At 69.7% G+C, this 17,009-nt stretch carries 13 protein-coding genes; 7 read left to right on the top strand and 6 right to left on the bottom strand.

The genetic code is table 11. The annotated features are described in order from the left end of the window. Positions 1-195: 195 nt before the first annotated feature. Positions 196-1,458, top strand: a complete 1,263-nt coding sequence (locus tag GGD89_RS06725; RefSeq protein WP_184043404.1) for a M16 family metallopeptidase — start codon at positions 196-198, stop codon at positions 1,456-1,458. Positions 1,459-1,686: 228 nt separating this feature from the next. On the opposite strand, the gene GGD89_RS06730 is transcribed toward GGD89_RS06725, so the two are convergent. Together GGD89_RS06730 and gap are read right to left on the bottom strand one after the other, a co-directional pair. Continuing rightward, positions 1,687-2,883 (bottom strand): phosphoglycerate kinase, encoded by a 1,197-nt coding sequence (locus GGD89_RS06730; RefSeq protein WP_184043406.1) that lies wholly within the window; start codon positions 2,881-2,883, stop codon positions 1,687-1,689. Positions 2,884-3,143: 260 nt separating this feature from the next. Further along, complete coding sequence (gene gap, locus GGD89_RS06735) at positions 3,144-4,151, bottom strand: type I glyceraldehyde-3-phosphate dehydrogenase (protein WP_184043408.1); 1,008 nt, start codon at positions 4,149-4,151, stop codon at positions 3,144-3,146. Between the two features lie 472 nt (positions 4,152-4,623). Here gap and GGD89_RS06740 point away from each other — a divergent pair, with 472 nt between their 5' ends. The 6 genes from GGD89_RS06740 (at position 4,624) to GGD89_RS06765 (ending at position 12,222) form a co-directional block, all read left to right on the top strand. Continuing rightward, positions 4,624-6,888 carry an NADP-dependent malic enzyme gene (locus tag GGD89_RS06740; protein WP_184043410.1) on the top strand — a complete coding sequence of 755 codons (2,265 nt, stop codon included), beginning with the start codon at positions 4,624-4,626 and terminating at the stop codon, positions 6,886-6,888. A gap of 290 nt (positions 6,889-7,178) precedes the next feature. Further along, on the top strand, positions 7,179-8,738 hold the full coding sequence (locus tag GGD89_RS06745; protein ID WP_184043412.1) for an ATP-binding protein: 1,560 nt from the start codon (positions 7,179-7,181) through the stop codon (positions 8,736-8,738). A gap of 130 nt (positions 8,739-8,868) precedes the next feature. Then, positions 8,869-9,144 carry a flagellar motor switch protein FliN gene (fliN, locus tag GGD89_RS06750; protein WP_184043414.1) on the top strand — a complete coding sequence of 92 codons (276 nt, stop codon included), beginning with the start codon at positions 8,869-8,871 and terminating at the stop codon, positions 9,142-9,144. A gap of 390 nt (positions 9,145-9,534) precedes the next feature. After that, entirely contained in the window at positions 9,535-10,284 is a 750-nt protein-coding gene (locus tag GGD89_RS06755; RefSeq protein ID WP_184043416.1) for an electron transfer flavoprotein subunit beta/FixA family protein, read from the top strand. A gap of 3 nt (positions 10,285-10,287) precedes the next feature. Further along, positions 10,288-11,223: an electron transfer flavoprotein subunit alpha/FixB family protein gene (locus tag GGD89_RS06760; RefSeq protein WP_184043418.1), complete on the top strand. Its 936-nt coding sequence runs from the start codon at positions 10,288-10,290 to the stop codon at positions 11,221-11,223. Positions 11,224-11,349: 126 nt separating this feature from the next. Further along, entirely contained in the window at positions 11,350-12,222 is an 873-nt protein-coding gene (locus tag GGD89_RS06765; protein WP_184043420.1) for a 3-hydroxybutyryl-CoA dehydrogenase, read from the top strand. Between the two features lie 87 nt (positions 12,223-12,309). On the opposite strand, the gene GGD89_RS06770 is transcribed toward GGD89_RS06765, so the two are convergent. The 4 genes from GGD89_RS06770 to GGD89_RS06785 all read right to left on the bottom strand — a co-directional run bounded on the left by GGD89_RS06770 (position 12,310) and on the right by GGD89_RS06785 (position 16,768). Then, positions 12,310-14,175: a hypothetical protein gene (locus GGD89_RS06770; RefSeq protein ID WP_184043422.1), complete on the bottom strand. Its 1,866-nt coding sequence runs from the start codon at positions 14,173-14,175 to the stop codon at positions 12,310-12,312. A gap of 427 nt (positions 14,176-14,602) precedes the next feature. Beyond that, positions 14,603-15,169, bottom strand: a complete 567-nt coding sequence (locus GGD89_RS06775) for a DUF2889 domain-containing protein (protein ID WP_184043424.1) — start codon at positions 15,167-15,169, stop codon at positions 14,603-14,605. A 122-nt stretch (positions 15,170-15,291) separates the two neighbouring features. Continuing rightward, positions 15,292-16,347 carry a M23 family metallopeptidase gene (locus GGD89_RS06780; protein WP_184043426.1) on the bottom strand — a complete coding sequence of 352 codons (1,056 nt, stop codon included), beginning with the start codon at positions 16,345-16,347 and terminating at the stop codon, positions 15,292-15,294. A gap of 4 nt (positions 16,348-16,351) precedes the next feature. Next, positions 16,352-16,768 (bottom strand): hypothetical protein, encoded by a 417-nt coding sequence (locus tag GGD89_RS06785; RefSeq protein ID WP_184043428.1) that lies wholly within the window; start codon positions 16,766-16,768, stop codon positions 16,352-16,354. Positions 16,769-17,009 lie beyond the last annotated feature (241 nt).

Raw genomic sequence — 17,009 nt, forward strand, 5'->3', positions numbered from 1 at the left:
GTCGTGTGTGGCGCGCCGTCATCCGAGGCAGCGCTCCGTCTTGAAGCCCATCTTGAAGATCGTGCCTTTTCGACCCAGACAGGGGATAAGGGCACCCCACCGCCCGCAGTGGTTCACCGGCATGGCCGGCGGATCCGCGGCCCCGTGTCGCCATGACCCGAGTCTTGATCACGCGCGTGTTGCCAGGGAGAGTTCATGACACCGTCGGAGATTCGCCAAACCCGCCTGCCCAACGGCCTGCGCGTGCTCACCGACCCCATGGATACCGTGGAGACCGTGTCCGTCGGTGTCTGGGCCGACGTCGGCGCTCGCCACGAGCCCGCCGAGATCAACGGCGTGTGTCACATGCTGGAGCACATGGCCTTCAAGGGCACGCGGCGGCGCTCGGCGCTGGACATTGCCGTGGAGATGGAGGACGTGGGCGGTCACATGAACGCCTACACGTCTCGGGAACACACGGCCTTCTATGCCAAGATGCTGCGCGAGGACCTGCCGCTCGCCGTGGACATCCTGGCCGACATCCTTCAGCACTCGGTGTTCGACCCGGAGGAACTGGAGCGCGAGCGCGGCGTGGTGGTGCAGGAGATCTGCCAGTCCCTCGACACCCCCGACGACATCGTCTTCGACCACTTCCAGGCCACCGCCTATGGCGAGCAGTCCCTGGGGCGGCCCGTGCTGGGTACGGTGGACAGCGTGCGGCGGCTGGACTCAGGCATCGTCGGCGGCTTCCAGCACACCCATTACAGCCCGGAACGGCTGGTGGTCACCGCCGCCGGACGGGTCGATCACGACGCCCTGGTGGACCTGGTGACGGCACAGTTCGTCGACCTGACCGCCCAGGCGCCGGACTCCGGCCAGCCGGCGCGCTACACCGGGGGCGAACACCGGGAGGCCCGCGATGTCGAGCAGGTGCACGTGGTGCTGGGTTTCGAGGGCGTGGCCTATGATGACCCGGACTACTATGCGACCGCCATCCTGGCCACCCTGCTGGGCGGCGGCATGTCGTCCCGCCTGTTCCAGGAGGTGCGCGAAAAGCGCGGTCTGGCCTACACCGTCAGCGCCTACGCCACGTCGTACGTGGACGGCGGCCTGTTCACGCTCTACGCCGGCACCGGACCGGAGGACGTCGCGGCGCTCACGCCGGTGCTGTGCGACGAAATCGCCAAGGTGCGTGCCAGCGTGGCCGCCGCCGAAGTGGCCCGCGCCCGCGCCCAGTTGCGCGCCGGTATCCTGATGGGCCAGGAAAGCACCGGCGGCCGGTGCGAGCAACTGGCCCGCCAGGTGCTGGTGTACGGCCGGCCGATCTCCAACGAGGAGGTGCTGGCCGGACTGGAGGCGGTGGACGAGGCCGCCGTGCTGCGCGTCGCCGGCCGCATCTTCGCCACCGCCCCGACCCTGGCGGCGCTGGGAACGCTCGACGGCATGGAACCGCTGGAGCGCATCCGGGCGAGGCTGTAGGCCGGGGGAGACGGCCCCGACCCGCCAGAACGATGCCCGCCCCCGAGAGCGGGGTCCGGCGACACGACCGGCGTCCGCGCCGCCAGCACGGCGCAATAGCGCGGCATCCTCGTTCGGTGCCGCGTTGTGGCGGCGACATGTCCCCGACGGCTATCGCGCACGGCCTCCAGGCGTACACAAGGAAAGGGCGGCCCGCCGGACTCGGGCCGCCCTGTTCCGCCGATGAGATCAGTCCTTCAGCGCCGCGACGCCCGGCAGCGTCTTGCCTTCCAGCCACTCCAGGAAGGCGCCGCCGGCCGTGGAGACGTAGGAGAACTTCTCCTCCACGCCCGCGTTGATCAGCGCCGCGACGGTGTCACCGCCACCGGCGACGGTCACCAGCTTGCTCTCGCCGGTCAGGGCCGCCGCCGCCTGGGCCACGGCGTTGGTGGCCATGTCGAACGGCCTGATCTCGAAGGCACCCATGGGGCCGTTCCACACCAGCGTCTTGCAGCCAGCCAGCTTCGCGACCACGGTCTTCACCGAGTCCGGACCGACGTCCAGGATCATGCGGTCCGCCGGCACCTGATCCACCGGCACCACGGCATTCTCGGCCCCTTCCTTGAACTCGGCGGCGATCACCGCGTCCACCGGCAGGACGATATCGCAGCCCTCGGCCTTGGCCTTGTCCAGGATCGTCCGGGCGGTATCGGCCATGTCCTTCTCGCACAGGCTGGCGCCCACCTCGATGCCCTGGGCGAACAGGAAGGTGTTGGCCATGCCGCCGCCGATCACCAGCATGTCCACCTTGGACACCATGTTGCCCAGCAGTTCCAGCTTGGTGGATACCTTGGCGCCGCCGACGATGGCCGCCACCGGACGAGCCGGGTTTTCCAGCGCGACCCCCAGGGCCTCCAACTCAGCCTGCATCAGGCGGCCAGCGGCCGACGGCAGCAGTTGCGCCAGGAACTCGGTGGAGGCGTGGGCGCGGTGCGCGGCCGAAAACGCGTCGTTCACATAGATGTCGCCCAGGTCCGCCAACTGGCGGGCGAATCCGGGGTCGTTCTTTTCCTCGCCGGCGTGGAAGCGCAGGTTCTCCAGCAGCGCCACGTCGCCAGGCGCCAAGCCGTTGACCAGCGTCTCGGCGCCGGGACCGACGCAGTCGTCGGCGAAGGCCACGGGCGCGCCGCCCAGGGCCTTGGACAGGGGCTCGACGATCGGCCGCAACGACATGTCGGGCACGCGCTGGCCCTTGGGGCGGCCGAAGTGGCACATCACCACCACGCAGGCGCCCTTGGCCATCAGGTCCCTGATGGTCTCGGCGGAGCGGTCGATACGGGTTGTGTCCGTGACGACACCGTCACGCACGGGAACATTCAGGTCGGCACGCACCAGCACGCGCTTGCCGTGGACATCCAGGTCATCAATGGTCTTGAAGTCGGGCATGGTGGCCTTCTCCAGATCGGTGGACTGGGGTCCGGCCGGTGTCCGCGTTCCGGGGCATCACATCGGCACACACAGACAAGCGCCCGCCGGACCCCCGCCCGGCGCGGCACGCGGCCACGAAACGGGACAAGCCGGGCGGACGGTCCACGGTCGGACCCGCGCGGGACGCCCGGAGCCAGCCCGGACGCCCCGCCCACGGGTGGGTGAGGTCATGATCCTCTACGGTCGATATCCTTACATCGCTGCGGGAGGCTTGCCCCCTACAGGGTCTTGGCCATCTCCACCGCCGTATCGGCCATGCGGGTGGAGAAGCCCCATTCGTTGTCGTACCAGCTGACGACGCGCACGAAGTTGCCGTCGATCACCTTGGTGCCGGTGGCATCGAACACCGAGCTGAAGGCACTGTGGTTGAAGTCACTGGACACCAGCGGCGCGGTGTTGACATCCAGCACGCCCTTGAGCGGACCCTGGGCGGCGGCGGTCATGGCGGCGTTGATCGCCTCGACGTCCACGTCCTTGGCCAGTTCGACCTTCAGGTCGACCAGGGAGACGTTCGGCGTCGGCACGCGGATGGCGACGCCGTCCAGCTTGCCCGACAGCTCCGGCAGCACCAGGCCGACCGCCTTGGCGGCGCCGGTGGAGGTTGGAATGATGTTGTCGGCGGCGCCGCGCGCCCGACGCAGGTCCTTGTGCAGGGTGTCGACGGTGCACTGGTCGCCGGTGTAGCTGTGGATGGTGGTCATGAAGCCACGCACCACACCGAACTCCTTGTGGAGCACCTGGGCCACCGGGGCCAGGCAGTTGGTGGTGCAGGAGGCGTTGGAGACCACCACGTGCTCGGCGGTCAGCTTCTGGTGGTTGACGCCGTAGACCACGGTCAGGTCCGCGCCGCTGGCCGGCGCCGACACCAGCACCCGCTTCGCGCCGCCTTGCAGATGCAGCGCGGCCTTGTCGCGGGCGGTGAAGATGCCCGTGCATTCCATGACGATGTCCACACCCAGATCGCCCCAGGGCAGCTTGGTGGGATCACGCTCGACGGTCACCTTGATCGGACGGCCGTCGACGATGATGGCGTCGTCGGTGGCCGACACGTCCATGGGCAGGGTGCCGTGCACGGTGTCGTACTTCAACAAATGGGCGTTGGCGGCGGGCGAGCCCAGATCGTTCACCGACACCACCTCGACGTCGCTGCGGCCATTCTCCAGCAGCGAGCGCAGTACCAGGCGTCCAATACGCCCAAAGCCGTTAATGCCAACACGAACAGCCATTCGGGTTTCTCCTCCGCGACACGGTCCAGGGGACGGTCTGTGTTGTTGATCCGATGCGATGGCAGGGGAGCAGTCACCCGGGACGCCCTGCCGACGGCGGGGGCAATGCCCGCATGGCGGAACGCCTGTGTCCAGGCCGGCGACGGGTCTCGCGCGGGGCGCGGCTCCGTTGCACCCGGGGGCCTCCCCTCCAGGATGGCGACACCCTAGCAGAGCACTCGGCGTTTTCCCAGCCCTCTTCCCGCCCGCCCGTCGTTCTCGGTCTCGGCTGCGCGCGCCGGACGCCTCCGGTTTCGACGGCAAGGGGTCGGGCGGCGTGGCGGGCCGTGGGGGGTCCCGAACCCGCCAAGTCCGGGGCGGCCAAAATGAGACCGGCCCCGTCGTCGAAATATCCCTGGGCAAGCACCGCCGCGCGCGGCATGCTGCTTTGTCCTTCCCGTCAAACACGAAGATATATGACGACATCATGCCCATGGATGACAGACCGTTGACTGCCCTCGATCGCGAAGCCCTGCTGATGCACGCCAGCGGGCGCCCCGGAAAGATCGAGATCACGCCGTCCAAGCCGCTGACCACCCAGCGGGATCTGGCGCTCGCGTACTCGCCCGGCGTGGCGGCGCCCTGCCTGGAGATCGCGCGCGACCCGGCCACGGCCTACGACTACACGGCGCGCGGCAATCTGGTGGCCGTGGTGTCCAACGGGACGGCGGTCCTGGGGCTCGGCAACCTGGGCGCTCTGGCCTCGAAGCCGGTGATGGAGGGCAAGGCGGTCCTGTTCAAGAAGTTCGCCGACGTGGACGCCATCGATCTGGAACTGGACACCAACGACGTCGACGAGATCATCAATTGCGTCCGCTTCCTGGGACCCAGCTTCGGCGGTATCAATCTGGAGGACATCAAGGCGCCGGAGTGCTTCATCATCGAGCAGCGGCTCCAGGAACTGATGCCCATTCCGGTGTTCCACGACGACCAGCACGGCACCGCCATCATCGTCGCCGCCGGCCTGATCAACGCCTGCCACCTGACGCGGCGCACCTTCGATGACATCCGCATCGTCATCAACGGCGCCGGCGCCGCCGGCGTCGCCTGCGCCGAACTGGTCAAGTTCATGGGCGTGCCGCACAACAACGTGCTGCTGTGCGACACCAAGGGCGTGATCCACACCGGACGACAAGACCTGAACCAATGGAAGTCGGGCCACGCGGTGGACACGGAGGATCGCAGCCTGACCGACGCCCTGGCCGGCGCCGACGTCTTCCTGGGCTTGTCGGTCAAGGGCGCGGTGACGCCGGAGATGGTGGCGGGCATGGCCGACCGGCCGATCATCTTCGCCATGGCCAATCCCGATCCGGAGATCACGCCCGAGCAGGTGGCGACCGTGCGCACCGACGCCATCATGGCCACGGGACGGTCGGACTATCCCAACCAGATCAACAACGTCCTGGGCTTTCCCTATATCTTCCGTGGGGCGCTGGACGTGCGCGCCCGGTCCATCAACATGGCCATGAAGGAGGCCGCCGCCCGCGCCGTCGCCCAGTTGGCGCGCGAGGACGTGCCCGACGAGGTGGATCGCGCCTACGCCGGCCGCCGGCTGCGCTATGGCCCCGAGTACATCATTCCGGTGCCCTTCGACCCGCGCCTGATCTACGCCATTCCGCCGGCGGTGGCCCTGGCGGCCATGTCCTCGGGTGTCGCCACCATGCCGATCGTCGACATGGCGGCCTACCGGCAACAGCTTTCGGCGCGCCTGGATCCCACCGCCTCCACCTTGCAGGCCATCCATGCCACCGTGGCCAGTCATCCCAAGCGGGTGGTGTTTGCCGAGGGCGAGGAGGAGAAGTCCGTGCGCGCGGCGATCGCCTTCCGCAACGGCGGCTACGGCATCCCCATTCTGGTCGGCCGCGAGGATCGCATCGAGGAGGTCACCCAGGCCATGGGCCTGGGCTCCCTGGAGGGCATCGAGATCTACAACGCGCGCGTGTCCATCCATAACCAGAGCTACACGGACACCCTGTACGCCCGCATGGGACGTCAGGGCGCCCTGTATCGGGATGTCCAGCGTTGGGTGAACCAGGACCGCAACGTGTTCGGCGCCTGCATGGTGGCCAACGGGGACGCGGACGCCATGGTCACTGGCCTGACCCGCCACCAGCACCATGTGCTGGACCAGATCCGCATGTGCATCGATCCCACCCCGGGCGAACGGCTCATGGGGCTGACCATGGTGGTGGCGCGCGGGCGCACCGTGTTCATCGCCGACACCACGGTGCACGAGGCCCCCTCGGCGCGCGAGATGGCCACCATCGCCCGCCAGGCGGCGCGAAAGGCGCGCCAGTTGGGACACGAGCCACGGGTGGCGCTGCTGGCCTATTCCACCTTCGGCGCGCCCAAGGGACGTACCCCGGCGGTGATGCGTGAGGCGATCCGTCTCCTCGACGAGGAGCATCCCGACTTTGAGTACGAGGGTGAAATGGGCGCCCATGTGGCGCTGGATCCCGACCTCATGTCCTTGTATCCCTTCCAGCGGCTGTCGGGGCCAGCCAACGTATTGATCATGCCGGGTCTGCACTCGGCCAACATTTCATACAAGCTTCTCCAGAAACTTGGCGGCGGAACGGTTATTGGTCCGATGCTGTTGGGGTTGTCCCGGCCCGTGCAGATGACGGCCATGGACGCGACGGTCTCCGACATCGTCCACATGGCGGTCATGGCGGCGCACCAGGCCCTGGAGACCTGAGGCCGTCCCGACCGTCTTGCGGGCCCCCGTACCCGTGCCCCGTGCTGTCCCGATCCTGGTTCGGGTGCCCGCGGCGGTGATGCGTGCGCGGCTCGGCGGACGCACAAGACGACGCACAAGACCATGTCGTCGGGGCATGGCCGATCCCGTCACAGGATGGCGCAAGGCATCCGGTCTCGGGACCGGTGTCCCCGGGGCCGGTCGGGGTCGCCGCCCCCAGGGCATGGGTGTTGCCGCGACCCCGGTGGTCCCGGCGCGCGGCGAGGATGCGCGGCAAGGAGAGGATCCCCATGGTCCGACACGCCTCCCCCCGCCTCAAGCCGCGCCGCGGCCGCGTGCCGGCCGTCGCGCTGGCGATCACCGCGCCGGCGCTGGCGACCATGGGAGTCCTGGTTCTGACCGGAGCCGTGTCCCCGGGACCGGCGGCGCTGGCCGTGCTGGCCATGCTGGCGGGCGCGGTGCTCGTGGTGCGGCCGCATCTGCTCGACCTGGCCATGGTCGAACAGGCCACGCGGGACATGGCCGGCAACCGGGGGCGTCCGCTGGGCACCCCGGAGATCATCTACTCCAGCATGGCGCGCGCGCAGATGACCGCGGTCCAGGACATGCGGCGCGCCCTGGAGCACCGCCTGGCCGACCAGACGGCGCGGGCCGAGTCCAATGCCCTGGTGGTCGACGCGCTGACCGATCCCATCCTGTTGATCGACAGCCATGGAACGGTGACCCGGGTGAATGCCGGTGCCCGGGCCTTGTTCGGGCGCGATGGCGCGGGGCGGCCCCTGAGCGCGCTGCTGCGCGAGCCGTCGGTGCTGGAGGCGGTGGAAAGCGTGCTGACGGGTGGCGCGGGGCGCATGGTTCAGATCACCCTGCCCGGGGCCATCGAGCGCGAGTGCGAGGCGCGCGTGACACCGCTCTCGCAGCGGGACACCGATGGCGCCGAGGTCCTGCTGACCATCCATGACGTCACCAAGCTGGTGCGCATGGAGCGGATGCGCGCGGATTTCGTCGCCAACGCCAGCCACGAGTTGCGCACGCCCCTGTCCAGCCTGCTCGGCTTCGTGGAGACCTTGATGGGACCGGCCCGCGACGACGCCGAGGCGCGCGAGCGGTTCTTGCCGGTGATGCTGGAGCAGGGCCAGCGCATGCAGCGCCTGGTGGAGGACCTGCTGTCGTTGTCACGCATCGAGATGAACGAGCATTCCGCGCCCACCGACGTCGTGCCGATTCCGGACCTGGTCCGTCGCATCGCCAATGGCCTGGAACTGAAGGCCGAGGCCAAGGGATGCACGCTCGCGGTGGACCTGGACCCGGCGCTGCCGCCGGTGTGGGGCGACGCCGACCAGTTGAGCCAGGTGTTCCAGAACCTGTTGGACAATGCCGTCAAGTATGGGCGCGCCGGCACCCCGGTCACCGTCACCGGCGGCGTGGTCGCGCAGGGCCCGGCGTCCATGCCCGGGTCGCGCCGGGGGCCCTGTCTGCACGTGGCCGTCCGCGATCATGGCGAGGGCATCGCGCGCGAGCATCTGCCGCGCCTCACCGAACGCTTCTATCGGGTGGATCGGGCACGCTCCCGGCAGATGGGGGGCACCGGGTTGGGGCTGGCCATCGCCAAGCATGTCCTGACCCGGCACCGGGGGGCCCTGGTGCCGGAGAGCATGGTCGGCGAGGGCAGCACCTTCAACGTCTACCTGCCGCTCGCCTCGGACACGCTGGCGATCGCGCCGCCACCCGAGGCAGGGTCCGCGACACAGACCCCTCGCGAGACCGTGATGGCGGATGCGGACCCGGATGGCACGGCCCGTCGCCCCGATCGGACGGGTCCGGCGCCGCATTCGATAAGGCCACCTTAACCGTTTGGCTGTATAAGAAGGGATGGGACTCCGCGCCGGGCCAGGTCGGGCGCGCCGCCCGTGTGTGACGGCGGGTGGGTTTCCGGACCCGCTACGCGCCAGACCCGTCTGTGTGACAGGACACCGCACCATGCCCGCCGAACCGACGCCCAAGGGCCAGCAGCAGGCCGTCTACAATGTCCCGGTGGAGATTGCCGTCGTACTGGGCAAGTCGAACCTGCGCGTCAATCAGTTGCTCAAGTTGGGACGCGGCGCCGTTGTGGAGCTTGAGCAGAAAACGAACGAACCGGTGGAAATCTACGCCAACGATATCCTTGTCGCGCGCGGCGAGGTGGTCATCACCGAGGGCGACAAAATCGGAGTCACCCTGACGGAACTCGTCAAGAGCTATAATCAGAATCGATAGATCAGCACGCTTGGTAGAGGCGTGACGCCCCACCGCGGGTCTCCACCACACGGAGTCGGCGTGCGACGCGTGGGCCGTTCCATACGCCACCGTTTGACAGCGTCGGCGAGACCCCCTATTTTGCGGTGCAATAGCGGGACGTCGCCCGGGTGTCCCGCGTCACGAACGGCCGTGTCGCGTCTTCTTCTTGACGCGACCGGTGTGCCACGTCACACAACCCGGAGCACCGTCGCGGCCCCGGCCGCCAGTCCGGCCTCCCCGGGGTGGCCTGTGCCCGGTGTCCTCTTCCAAGGTCCGCGAGCCTGATCCCCGGCCGACCCCGCGTGGTTCGTTCAGACGTCCGCCCGACCGGCCCCTGGATCGCTTGCGCAGAAACGTACAGGGAGTGCCATGAAGGTCCTGGTCGCCGTCAAGCGCGTCGTCGACTATAACGTGAAGATCCGCGTCAAGGCGGACGGCACGGGCGTCGAGACCGCGAACGTGAAAATGTCCATGAATCCCTTCGACGAAATCGCCGTCGAGGAGGCCGTGAGACTCAAGGAAGCCGGTACCGCCACCGAGGTGGTGGCCGTGTCCATGGGGCCCCAGGCCTGCCAGGAGACCATCCGCACGGCGCTGGCGATGGGCGCCGATCGCGGTATCCTCGTCACGGCCGAGGATGAGTTGCAGCCGCTGGCCGTCGCCAAGCTGTTCAAGGCCCTGGTGGACAAGGAAAGCCCCGATCTGGTGTTGCTGGGCAAGCAGGCCATCGACGACGACAGCAACCAGACCGGACAGATGCTGGCCGGTCTGCTCGGCTGGTCGCAGGCGACGTTCCTGTCCAAGGTCGAGATCGGCGAGGGCAAGGCCACCATGACCCGCGAGATCGACGGCGGCCTGGAGACCATTGCGGTCACCATGCCATGCGTTGGCACCGTGGACCTGCGCCTGAACACGCCGCGCTATGCCTCGCTGCCCAACATCATGAAGGCCAAGAAGAAGCCTATCGAGACCATCGAGGCGGCCTCGCTGGGGGTCGACATCGCGCCGCGCCTGACCACGGTCACGGTCGAGGAACCGCCCGCCCGCCAGGCCGGGGTCATGGTGCCCGACGTGGCCACCCTGGTGGACAAGCTGCGCAACGAAGCGAAGGTGATCTGAATCATGGCCATTCTCGTCATTGCCGACCACGACAACGCCACCATCCGGCAGGGCACCCTGGCCACCATGACCGCCGCGCGCCAGATCGGAGGCGACGTGACCGTGCTGGTGGCCGGGGACGGCTGCCGCGCCGCCGCCGAGGACGCCGCCAAGATCGAGGGCGTGTCCAAGGTGTTGTGCTGCGACAACGCGCTCTACGCCCATCACCTGGCCGAGCCCATGGCCGCGCTGATCGTCGGCATCGCCGGCGACTTCCAGCATATCCTGGCCCCGGCCACCACCGCCGGAAAGAACGTGCTGCCGCGCGTGGCCGCCCTGCTGGACGTGGCCCAGGTCTCCGACATCGCCGGTGTGGTCGACGCCGAAACCTTCGTGCGCCCGATCTACGCCGGCAACGCCATGGCCACGGTCAAGACGGCGGACACACCCAAGATCGTCACCGTGCGCGGGGCCTCGTTCGACAAGGTGGCGCATGGCTCCGGTGCCGCCTCGGTCGAGGATCTGGCTCCGGGCGCCGATCCGGGCCTGTCGTCGTTCGTCGGCCAGGAACTGAGCACGTCCGAGCGTCCCGAGTTGACCAGTGCCCGGGTGGTGATCTCCGGCGGGCGCGGCATGGGGTCGTCCGAGAACTTCCACCATATCGAGACCCTGGCCGATGCCCTGGGCGGCGCGGTCGGCGCCAGCCGCGCGGCGGTGGACGCGGGCTACGCGCCCAACGACTTCCAGGTCGGCCAGACCGGCAAGATCGTGGCGCCCGAGCTGTATGTGGCCGTCGGCATCTCCGGAGCCATCCAGCATCTGGCCGGCATGAAGGACTCCAAGGTCATCGTCGCCATCAACAAGGACGAGGAGGCGCCCATCTTCCAGGTCGCCGACTATGGCCTGGTGGCCGACCTGTTCCAGGCCGTGCCGGACCTGGAAGCGGAACTGGCCAAGTAACGGGGCGAGGCCCGAAACCGCTCCAGCCGCCACCCCCGGCCGGTCATCACGGCGGGGGTGGCCGCGCTGGTTCCACCACGCCGCGAACCACCCCGCGAGCACCCCGCAAATCACAAGGATCCAGGGATGATCAGCAAGATCGGCGTGATCGGCGCCGGCCAGATGGGGACCGGAATCTGCCATGTGTTCGCCCTGGCCGGCTTTGACGTGACGCTGACGGACGTGAGCGAGGACGCCCTGGAGCGGGGCATGTCCGTGATCGCCCGCAACATGGACCGCCAGGTGACGCGCGGCCGGATTACCGAGGCGGATCGCGACGCCGGGCTGGCGCGCATTCGGGCCGGCATGGGGGTGTCCCGGTTCGCCGACCGCGACCTTGTGATCGAGGCCGCCACCGAGGACGAGGCGGTCAAGAAGAAGATCCTGGTCGCGCTGTGCCCGGAGTTGAACGCGCACTGCGTGGTGGCTTCCAACACCTCTTCGATTTCCATCACGCGCCTGGGCGCGGTCACCGACCGTCCGGGCAAGTTCATCGGCATGCACTTCATGAATCCGGTGCCGCTGATGAAGCTGGTGGAGCTGATCCGGGGCATCGCCACCGACGAGGAGACCTACCAGCTTGTCCGCGTGGTGGCCGAGAAGCTGAATAAGACTCCGGTTCCCGCCGAGGACTTCCCGGCCTTCATCGTCAACCGCCTTCTGATGCCGATGATCAACGAGGCGGTCTATACGCTCTATGAAGGCGTGGGCAGCGTCGAGTCCATCGACGCCGCCATGCGCCTCGGCGCCAACCATCCCATGGGGCCGCTGGAACTGGCCGACTTCGTGGGCCTGGACACCGTCCTGGCCATCGTCCAGGTGCTGCATGACGGCCTGGCGGACACCAAGTACCGGCCTTGCCCCCTGCTGGTGAAGTACGTCGAGGCCGGCTGGCTGGGCCGCAAGACCGGACGCGGATTCTACGACTACTCCGGCGAGGCGCCCGTCCCCACGCGATAACGGCCCGTGTCTTCCAACGGCCCTTGAGAATGACCGTTGCCGTCCGTGGTCGCTCGGCGGATGAGTCACACTCATCCGCCGCTGGTATCACTCGCTCACTCGCACGCCGCCCGATCGCAGGCCCATGACCTGCTCGAACTGGCCCATGGCCAGCTTGAGTCCGGTCACGCCCTGGCGGGCCTGGACGCTGGCGGCGATCGCCTGGCGGGAGGCGTCGCGGGGCGACCACTGGCTGCCGGTCTCCTGCCCCTTTTCCAGCATCGAGATCGCCCAGTCGAGTTGCCGGCGCAGGCCGTCATACTGACCGAGGGCGGCGCGCAGATTGGCTTCGGCCTTGTCGACCGTCTCCAGCACCTCGCGCAGGTCCGCGCGGCGCGGGTCGTCGGCCGGCAAGGTGCCGGACCGCCGGGTCAGGTCCGCGCGCACCGGCCCGATCCGTCCGAGGATTCGCGCGGCCTTCTCGCGTTCCACCGCCACCTGGGCGGCGATGGCGGCGAACTGTCCCGAGGGTGCTGTGGCGCGGTCGCCGGCCGGATCGCGCGGGCGCACGTCGAAGGGGACCGGCCGGGTGGCGCGGCCGCGATCGGCCAACTGCGGGGGATCGGCCGTGACGGTGGCCGGGGTCGGCGCGCGAGGCGGCTCGATGCGCGAGACGGGGGTGTCACGCGGCGGAGCGGACGGGCGGACGGGGGCGCGGCCCGGCGACGGCGCGGGGGCGGCGATCGCGACGGCCGGCGGAGGCTCTCGCGTGACGACGGGGTTGGGGGTGGTGTGGCGGGCCGCAAGGGAGACCGGCCGGGGCGTGGCCTGGGCTAAAGATGGGGCTAAAGCCGAGGCTGGGGAGGGAGCCGACACCACCACGGCCGGGCGCGGCCGTGGCGGCGCCGTCGCGGATGGTTGCCCCATGGCGGGCTCCAGCGCTTCGTAGGCCGGCATCGGGCCGGCGAACGCGGGGTTGACCCTGACCGCCGGGTCGGAGCGCGGCCGCGCCAGGGGCGACAAGGCCGGTTGCCAATCCGCCGGTCCGCCGCGCTGGAACGGCGCCACCCCGCGCGGAGGTAGGGCCAGGGGACCGGTGATCATGGTGCTTGGCCGGTCCATCATGGGTCCCACCAGGCCCATCCGCTCTGCGATGTCCCGAGAGGGGACCGGCACGGCGGGCGCGACAGGCGCGGCGGGATCGGCCACCCGTGGTGGAGCCGGGTGTGCGGTGGCGCGGGGCGGTGGCGTGCCGGCGGACCGGGGTATCATCGGAACCGCCGGGTCCAGGGGATTGACCGGACCCGTCAGCACCGGCGTTGCGGCGGCGATCCGCCCGCGTCCGGCGGAGGGCAATCCCGATTGCCGTCGGGCGACCGCCAGCAGGGCGTGGCCGCGCCGGACCTCCGCGGCCGCCGCCCGGGCCTCACGGCCGAGGGCCGCCAGCCGCTCCGGGGGCGGCGGCGTGTCGGTCCGCCGCAGGGCACCCGACACGGTAGCGTGTCCGGCCCGGCCGGCGATCAGGGCGGACAGGGCGTCATCCCAGGCGGCGTGGCCGGCGGCGCCGGTGTTCGCCCGCTCCCGCCGCACGTCCCGCAACAGGCGGGTCAGGCGCAGCACCTCGGCCTCGGTGTCCTGGCGCAGGGTGATGGCCGGCGAATCCGCCCTGGCGATCGGGGCGACGGCGGCTTGGGTGTCGAGACCGGCGGAAGGGCGGGGAGGGGCGACGGCCTCGCCCTGGGCCGTGGCCGTGTGCGGTACGGTCAGCGCGGCCAGGGCGGCGCCCGCCAGCGGCGCGAGCAGCAGCAGGCCCAACGCCAGCAGGCGAGGCCTGACGAGGGCACTGAGTCCGGGCGTCGCACCGGCGGGCGTGTCCCTGTCCGTGTCCAGGCCGGTCGGGGGATGTCCGCTCCAGGGCGGGGACGGGTCCCATGCCGGGGCGTGATGCCGGGTTGACGATCGGGCCGAGATCATGGCGGGCGGCCCCTTGTCGGGCGAGGCTGGCGTCCGAGGACCCCCGGATGGGGCTTGGCGCCGCATGCTCGCTTACTTAGGAAAAAACATTGGAAAACTCCCACAAGAACTTGTTTTGCCAGATCTTCCACCATGTGGCAACAACAGTTCTCAGGATGGGCCCGGTTTGTGGTGTTGCCAGGTTTTGGGCGTGACAGGAAGGCGGGACGAGGCGCGGGGGCGGCGTGGCGGGGGAGGCGGGGGCTCCGCGCCGATCTCGCGTGGCCGCGCGGGACCAGAACCGCCCGTGCCAAGCCGGCTCGGCTCCCCGGCCTCTCCATCCGACGCGAGCAATAGCGGTGCGGATGGACCCACGCGGTCGCCGGAACGATCATCGGCCAAATGCGGTAGCCCTGGCCGGCGCGACCCCGACCCGTTGCCGCGAATACTAGCCCTTCCGACCGCTGTCCGGGCCGGTGTAAAACTCCGGCCACTCCCGGGCCACCACCGGGCTCTCGCCGCGCAGGGCGTAGCAGGTGTCGAGAATACGCGGACGCTCTCCCGTGTTGGCCGCCTTGCGCTTTTCCTCGCGGCGGGCATGCAGCGTCTGGTAGGCGGTAGTGGCCAGGGGGCGCAGCAACTCCACCAGATGGGTGCAGCCCTCGGCGCCGCCCAGGGTCTTCTTGACCCGGGCGGTGAAGCCGGCGCCGACGGACAGCCCCACCAGGCGCTGGAAGTTGGGCGTGACCTCGCCGCAGAGGCTGAAGGGCGAGGCGTCGGTCACGGCCTCGATCTCGCGGATCACCAAGTCGTCGTCGAGGGTGACCCGCAACCACATGTCGTGCAGCGCCTCGCCGGCGGCGATGTGACCCCGGTCGTGGTTGGGGAAGGTGTAGGTCTTGGTGTCGACGATGCGCGCCTCAATGTCCCACAGGCCGTCGTCGCGCTGGAAGCCGCGACAATCGATCTGGCGGGTGTGCACGTGCCGGCGCGCGGCGGGGGGCGACAAGGGCATGGGGTCCGTCCGGATGCGAGGGGGCAAGGAAGAACAGCGCCTAGAAATACGCATCCGTATGGCCGTCGTCCAGCCCCCGTGCCCTCTGGGCCTGTTTCCGATCGGTCCCGACAGGCGGCGGCTTAGGGCGACGGCCGGACCTCGACCGTCACGCGCTCCGACGTCCGCACCGGCGCCGCTCCGGCCCTGACGCGGTCCAGGGTCACGCTCAGGGTGTAGGGGCCGGGCGTCCAGCGCCCGCGGTCGGCGGTCAGCCGGCGCCCGGTGAAGGCGAAGTATTGAAGGGTTTCCTGCTCCATGGTCTGCCGGTGGACCGCCAGATCCTGGCCGTCGGGGCCGACCAGGCGGAGATCCAGGGTGTCCCCGGGCTCCAGCCCGAACACGTCGGCCCAGGCGACCAGCGCCGGCGCCGTGTCCGGTAGCCAGCGGTCGGCCAGCAGCCCGTCGCGGCTGTCGTTCCGCTCGGGCGGGTGGTCGGCGATGCCGAGATTGTTGATGACCAGCGGACGGTAGGGCAGGGCGGCATGGGCCGCCGAAGTCCAAAGAGGATCCGTCGCCGGGCCGCAGCCGTCCACGGGTGCCGGCCCCAGGAACGGATCGACCACCGCGCCGTCCTTCAGGACGCCGAAGTGCAGGTGCGGGTGCTCGGCCAGGCCCGACATGCCCACCAGGCCCAGCCGGTCGCCGGCGCGGACCCGGTCGCCCTTGGCGACCGCCACCGATCCCCTGGCCATGTGGCAGTAGATCGTACGCCAGCCCGCGCCGTGATCCAGCACCACGGCGTTGCCGCAGGCGGTCGTGGACAGGGCCTCGCGGTCGGGCTCGCTCAGGCGGGCGACGTTGATGTCCCGCATGCCGTCGCGGGTGGCGAAGACGATTCCGTCGGCGGCGGCCAGCACGGCCACGCCGGCGCGCGCCACCGTCATGTCCCGGACGCCGATGTCGGTGCCCTTGTGATCGTTCTGGGTGAGGCGACCGCAGGTGTGGTCCTGGTCACCGGGACCGGGGTCCACGTCCACATGCTTGGTGATCCAGCAGTCGCGGCCGGGATCGCAGGCGATGGGCAAGGCGAACGTAGGCGCGTCGGGCGCCGCGCCAACCGGCACGACCCCGCCCGCCAGGAGGAGAAGGACAGCCAGGCTCCCGCCCCGGGCCCACGGTGCGACGGCGCGGGTCATGCCCTCACGCGGGAGACGGCGTCAGGCCCATGGCCCCCAGCAGCCGCCATTGTTCGTCGGTGATGGTCAGGAAGCGCGCCGTGAACCGTCCCGACCGCTTGCTCGCGGCGGTGACGGTGATCTCCAGCGGCTCCAGCGGCGACATGTCCAGCGGTCCGGTCTCGGAGCGCGGGTCGGCGGCGTTCTCGTCCGCGAGGATCTCCAGGGTGGCGCGATTGCCCTTGGCGGGCAGCGGCGGACGCTCGCCGGCCAGCGGCGGAACCGCCATGCGGCCCGTCACGGCGCTGTCCGAGGTGCCGATCAGCAGACAGGGCAAGCCATTCAGCCGGGCGCGTATCGGCTGGCCCTGGCCGGTGTGGCCGGTCGTGGTGCCGCTGTCGTCGGCGGCGCGGGAACGGTCCTCTGGGCTGATGGACTCCATGACACTCACCTGTTCCTGCTGCGGGTCCTCGTTGGGTGGGACACATGCCGTCGACTCCGCCCGTGGACGATGGTCGCCGGCTCACGAGGGATCACGCTCGACACGCGGACGATCTCCGGGGATCAACGGACCCGCCGACACCTCCGCCACGTGTGTGCGTGTCACTCTTGTGACACCATTCTGGTACGCCATCACGCGGGGGATGTCGATCCCTTCCAAGACGTCCGGCATGGCGCCGCAC

The sequence above is a fragment of the Roseospira visakhapatnamensis genome, from assembly GCF_014197915.1.
In the GTDB taxonomy this organism is placed as follows: Bacteria; Pseudomonadota; Alphaproteobacteria; order Rhodospirillales; family Rhodospirillaceae; genus Rhodospira; species Rhodospira visakhapatnamensis.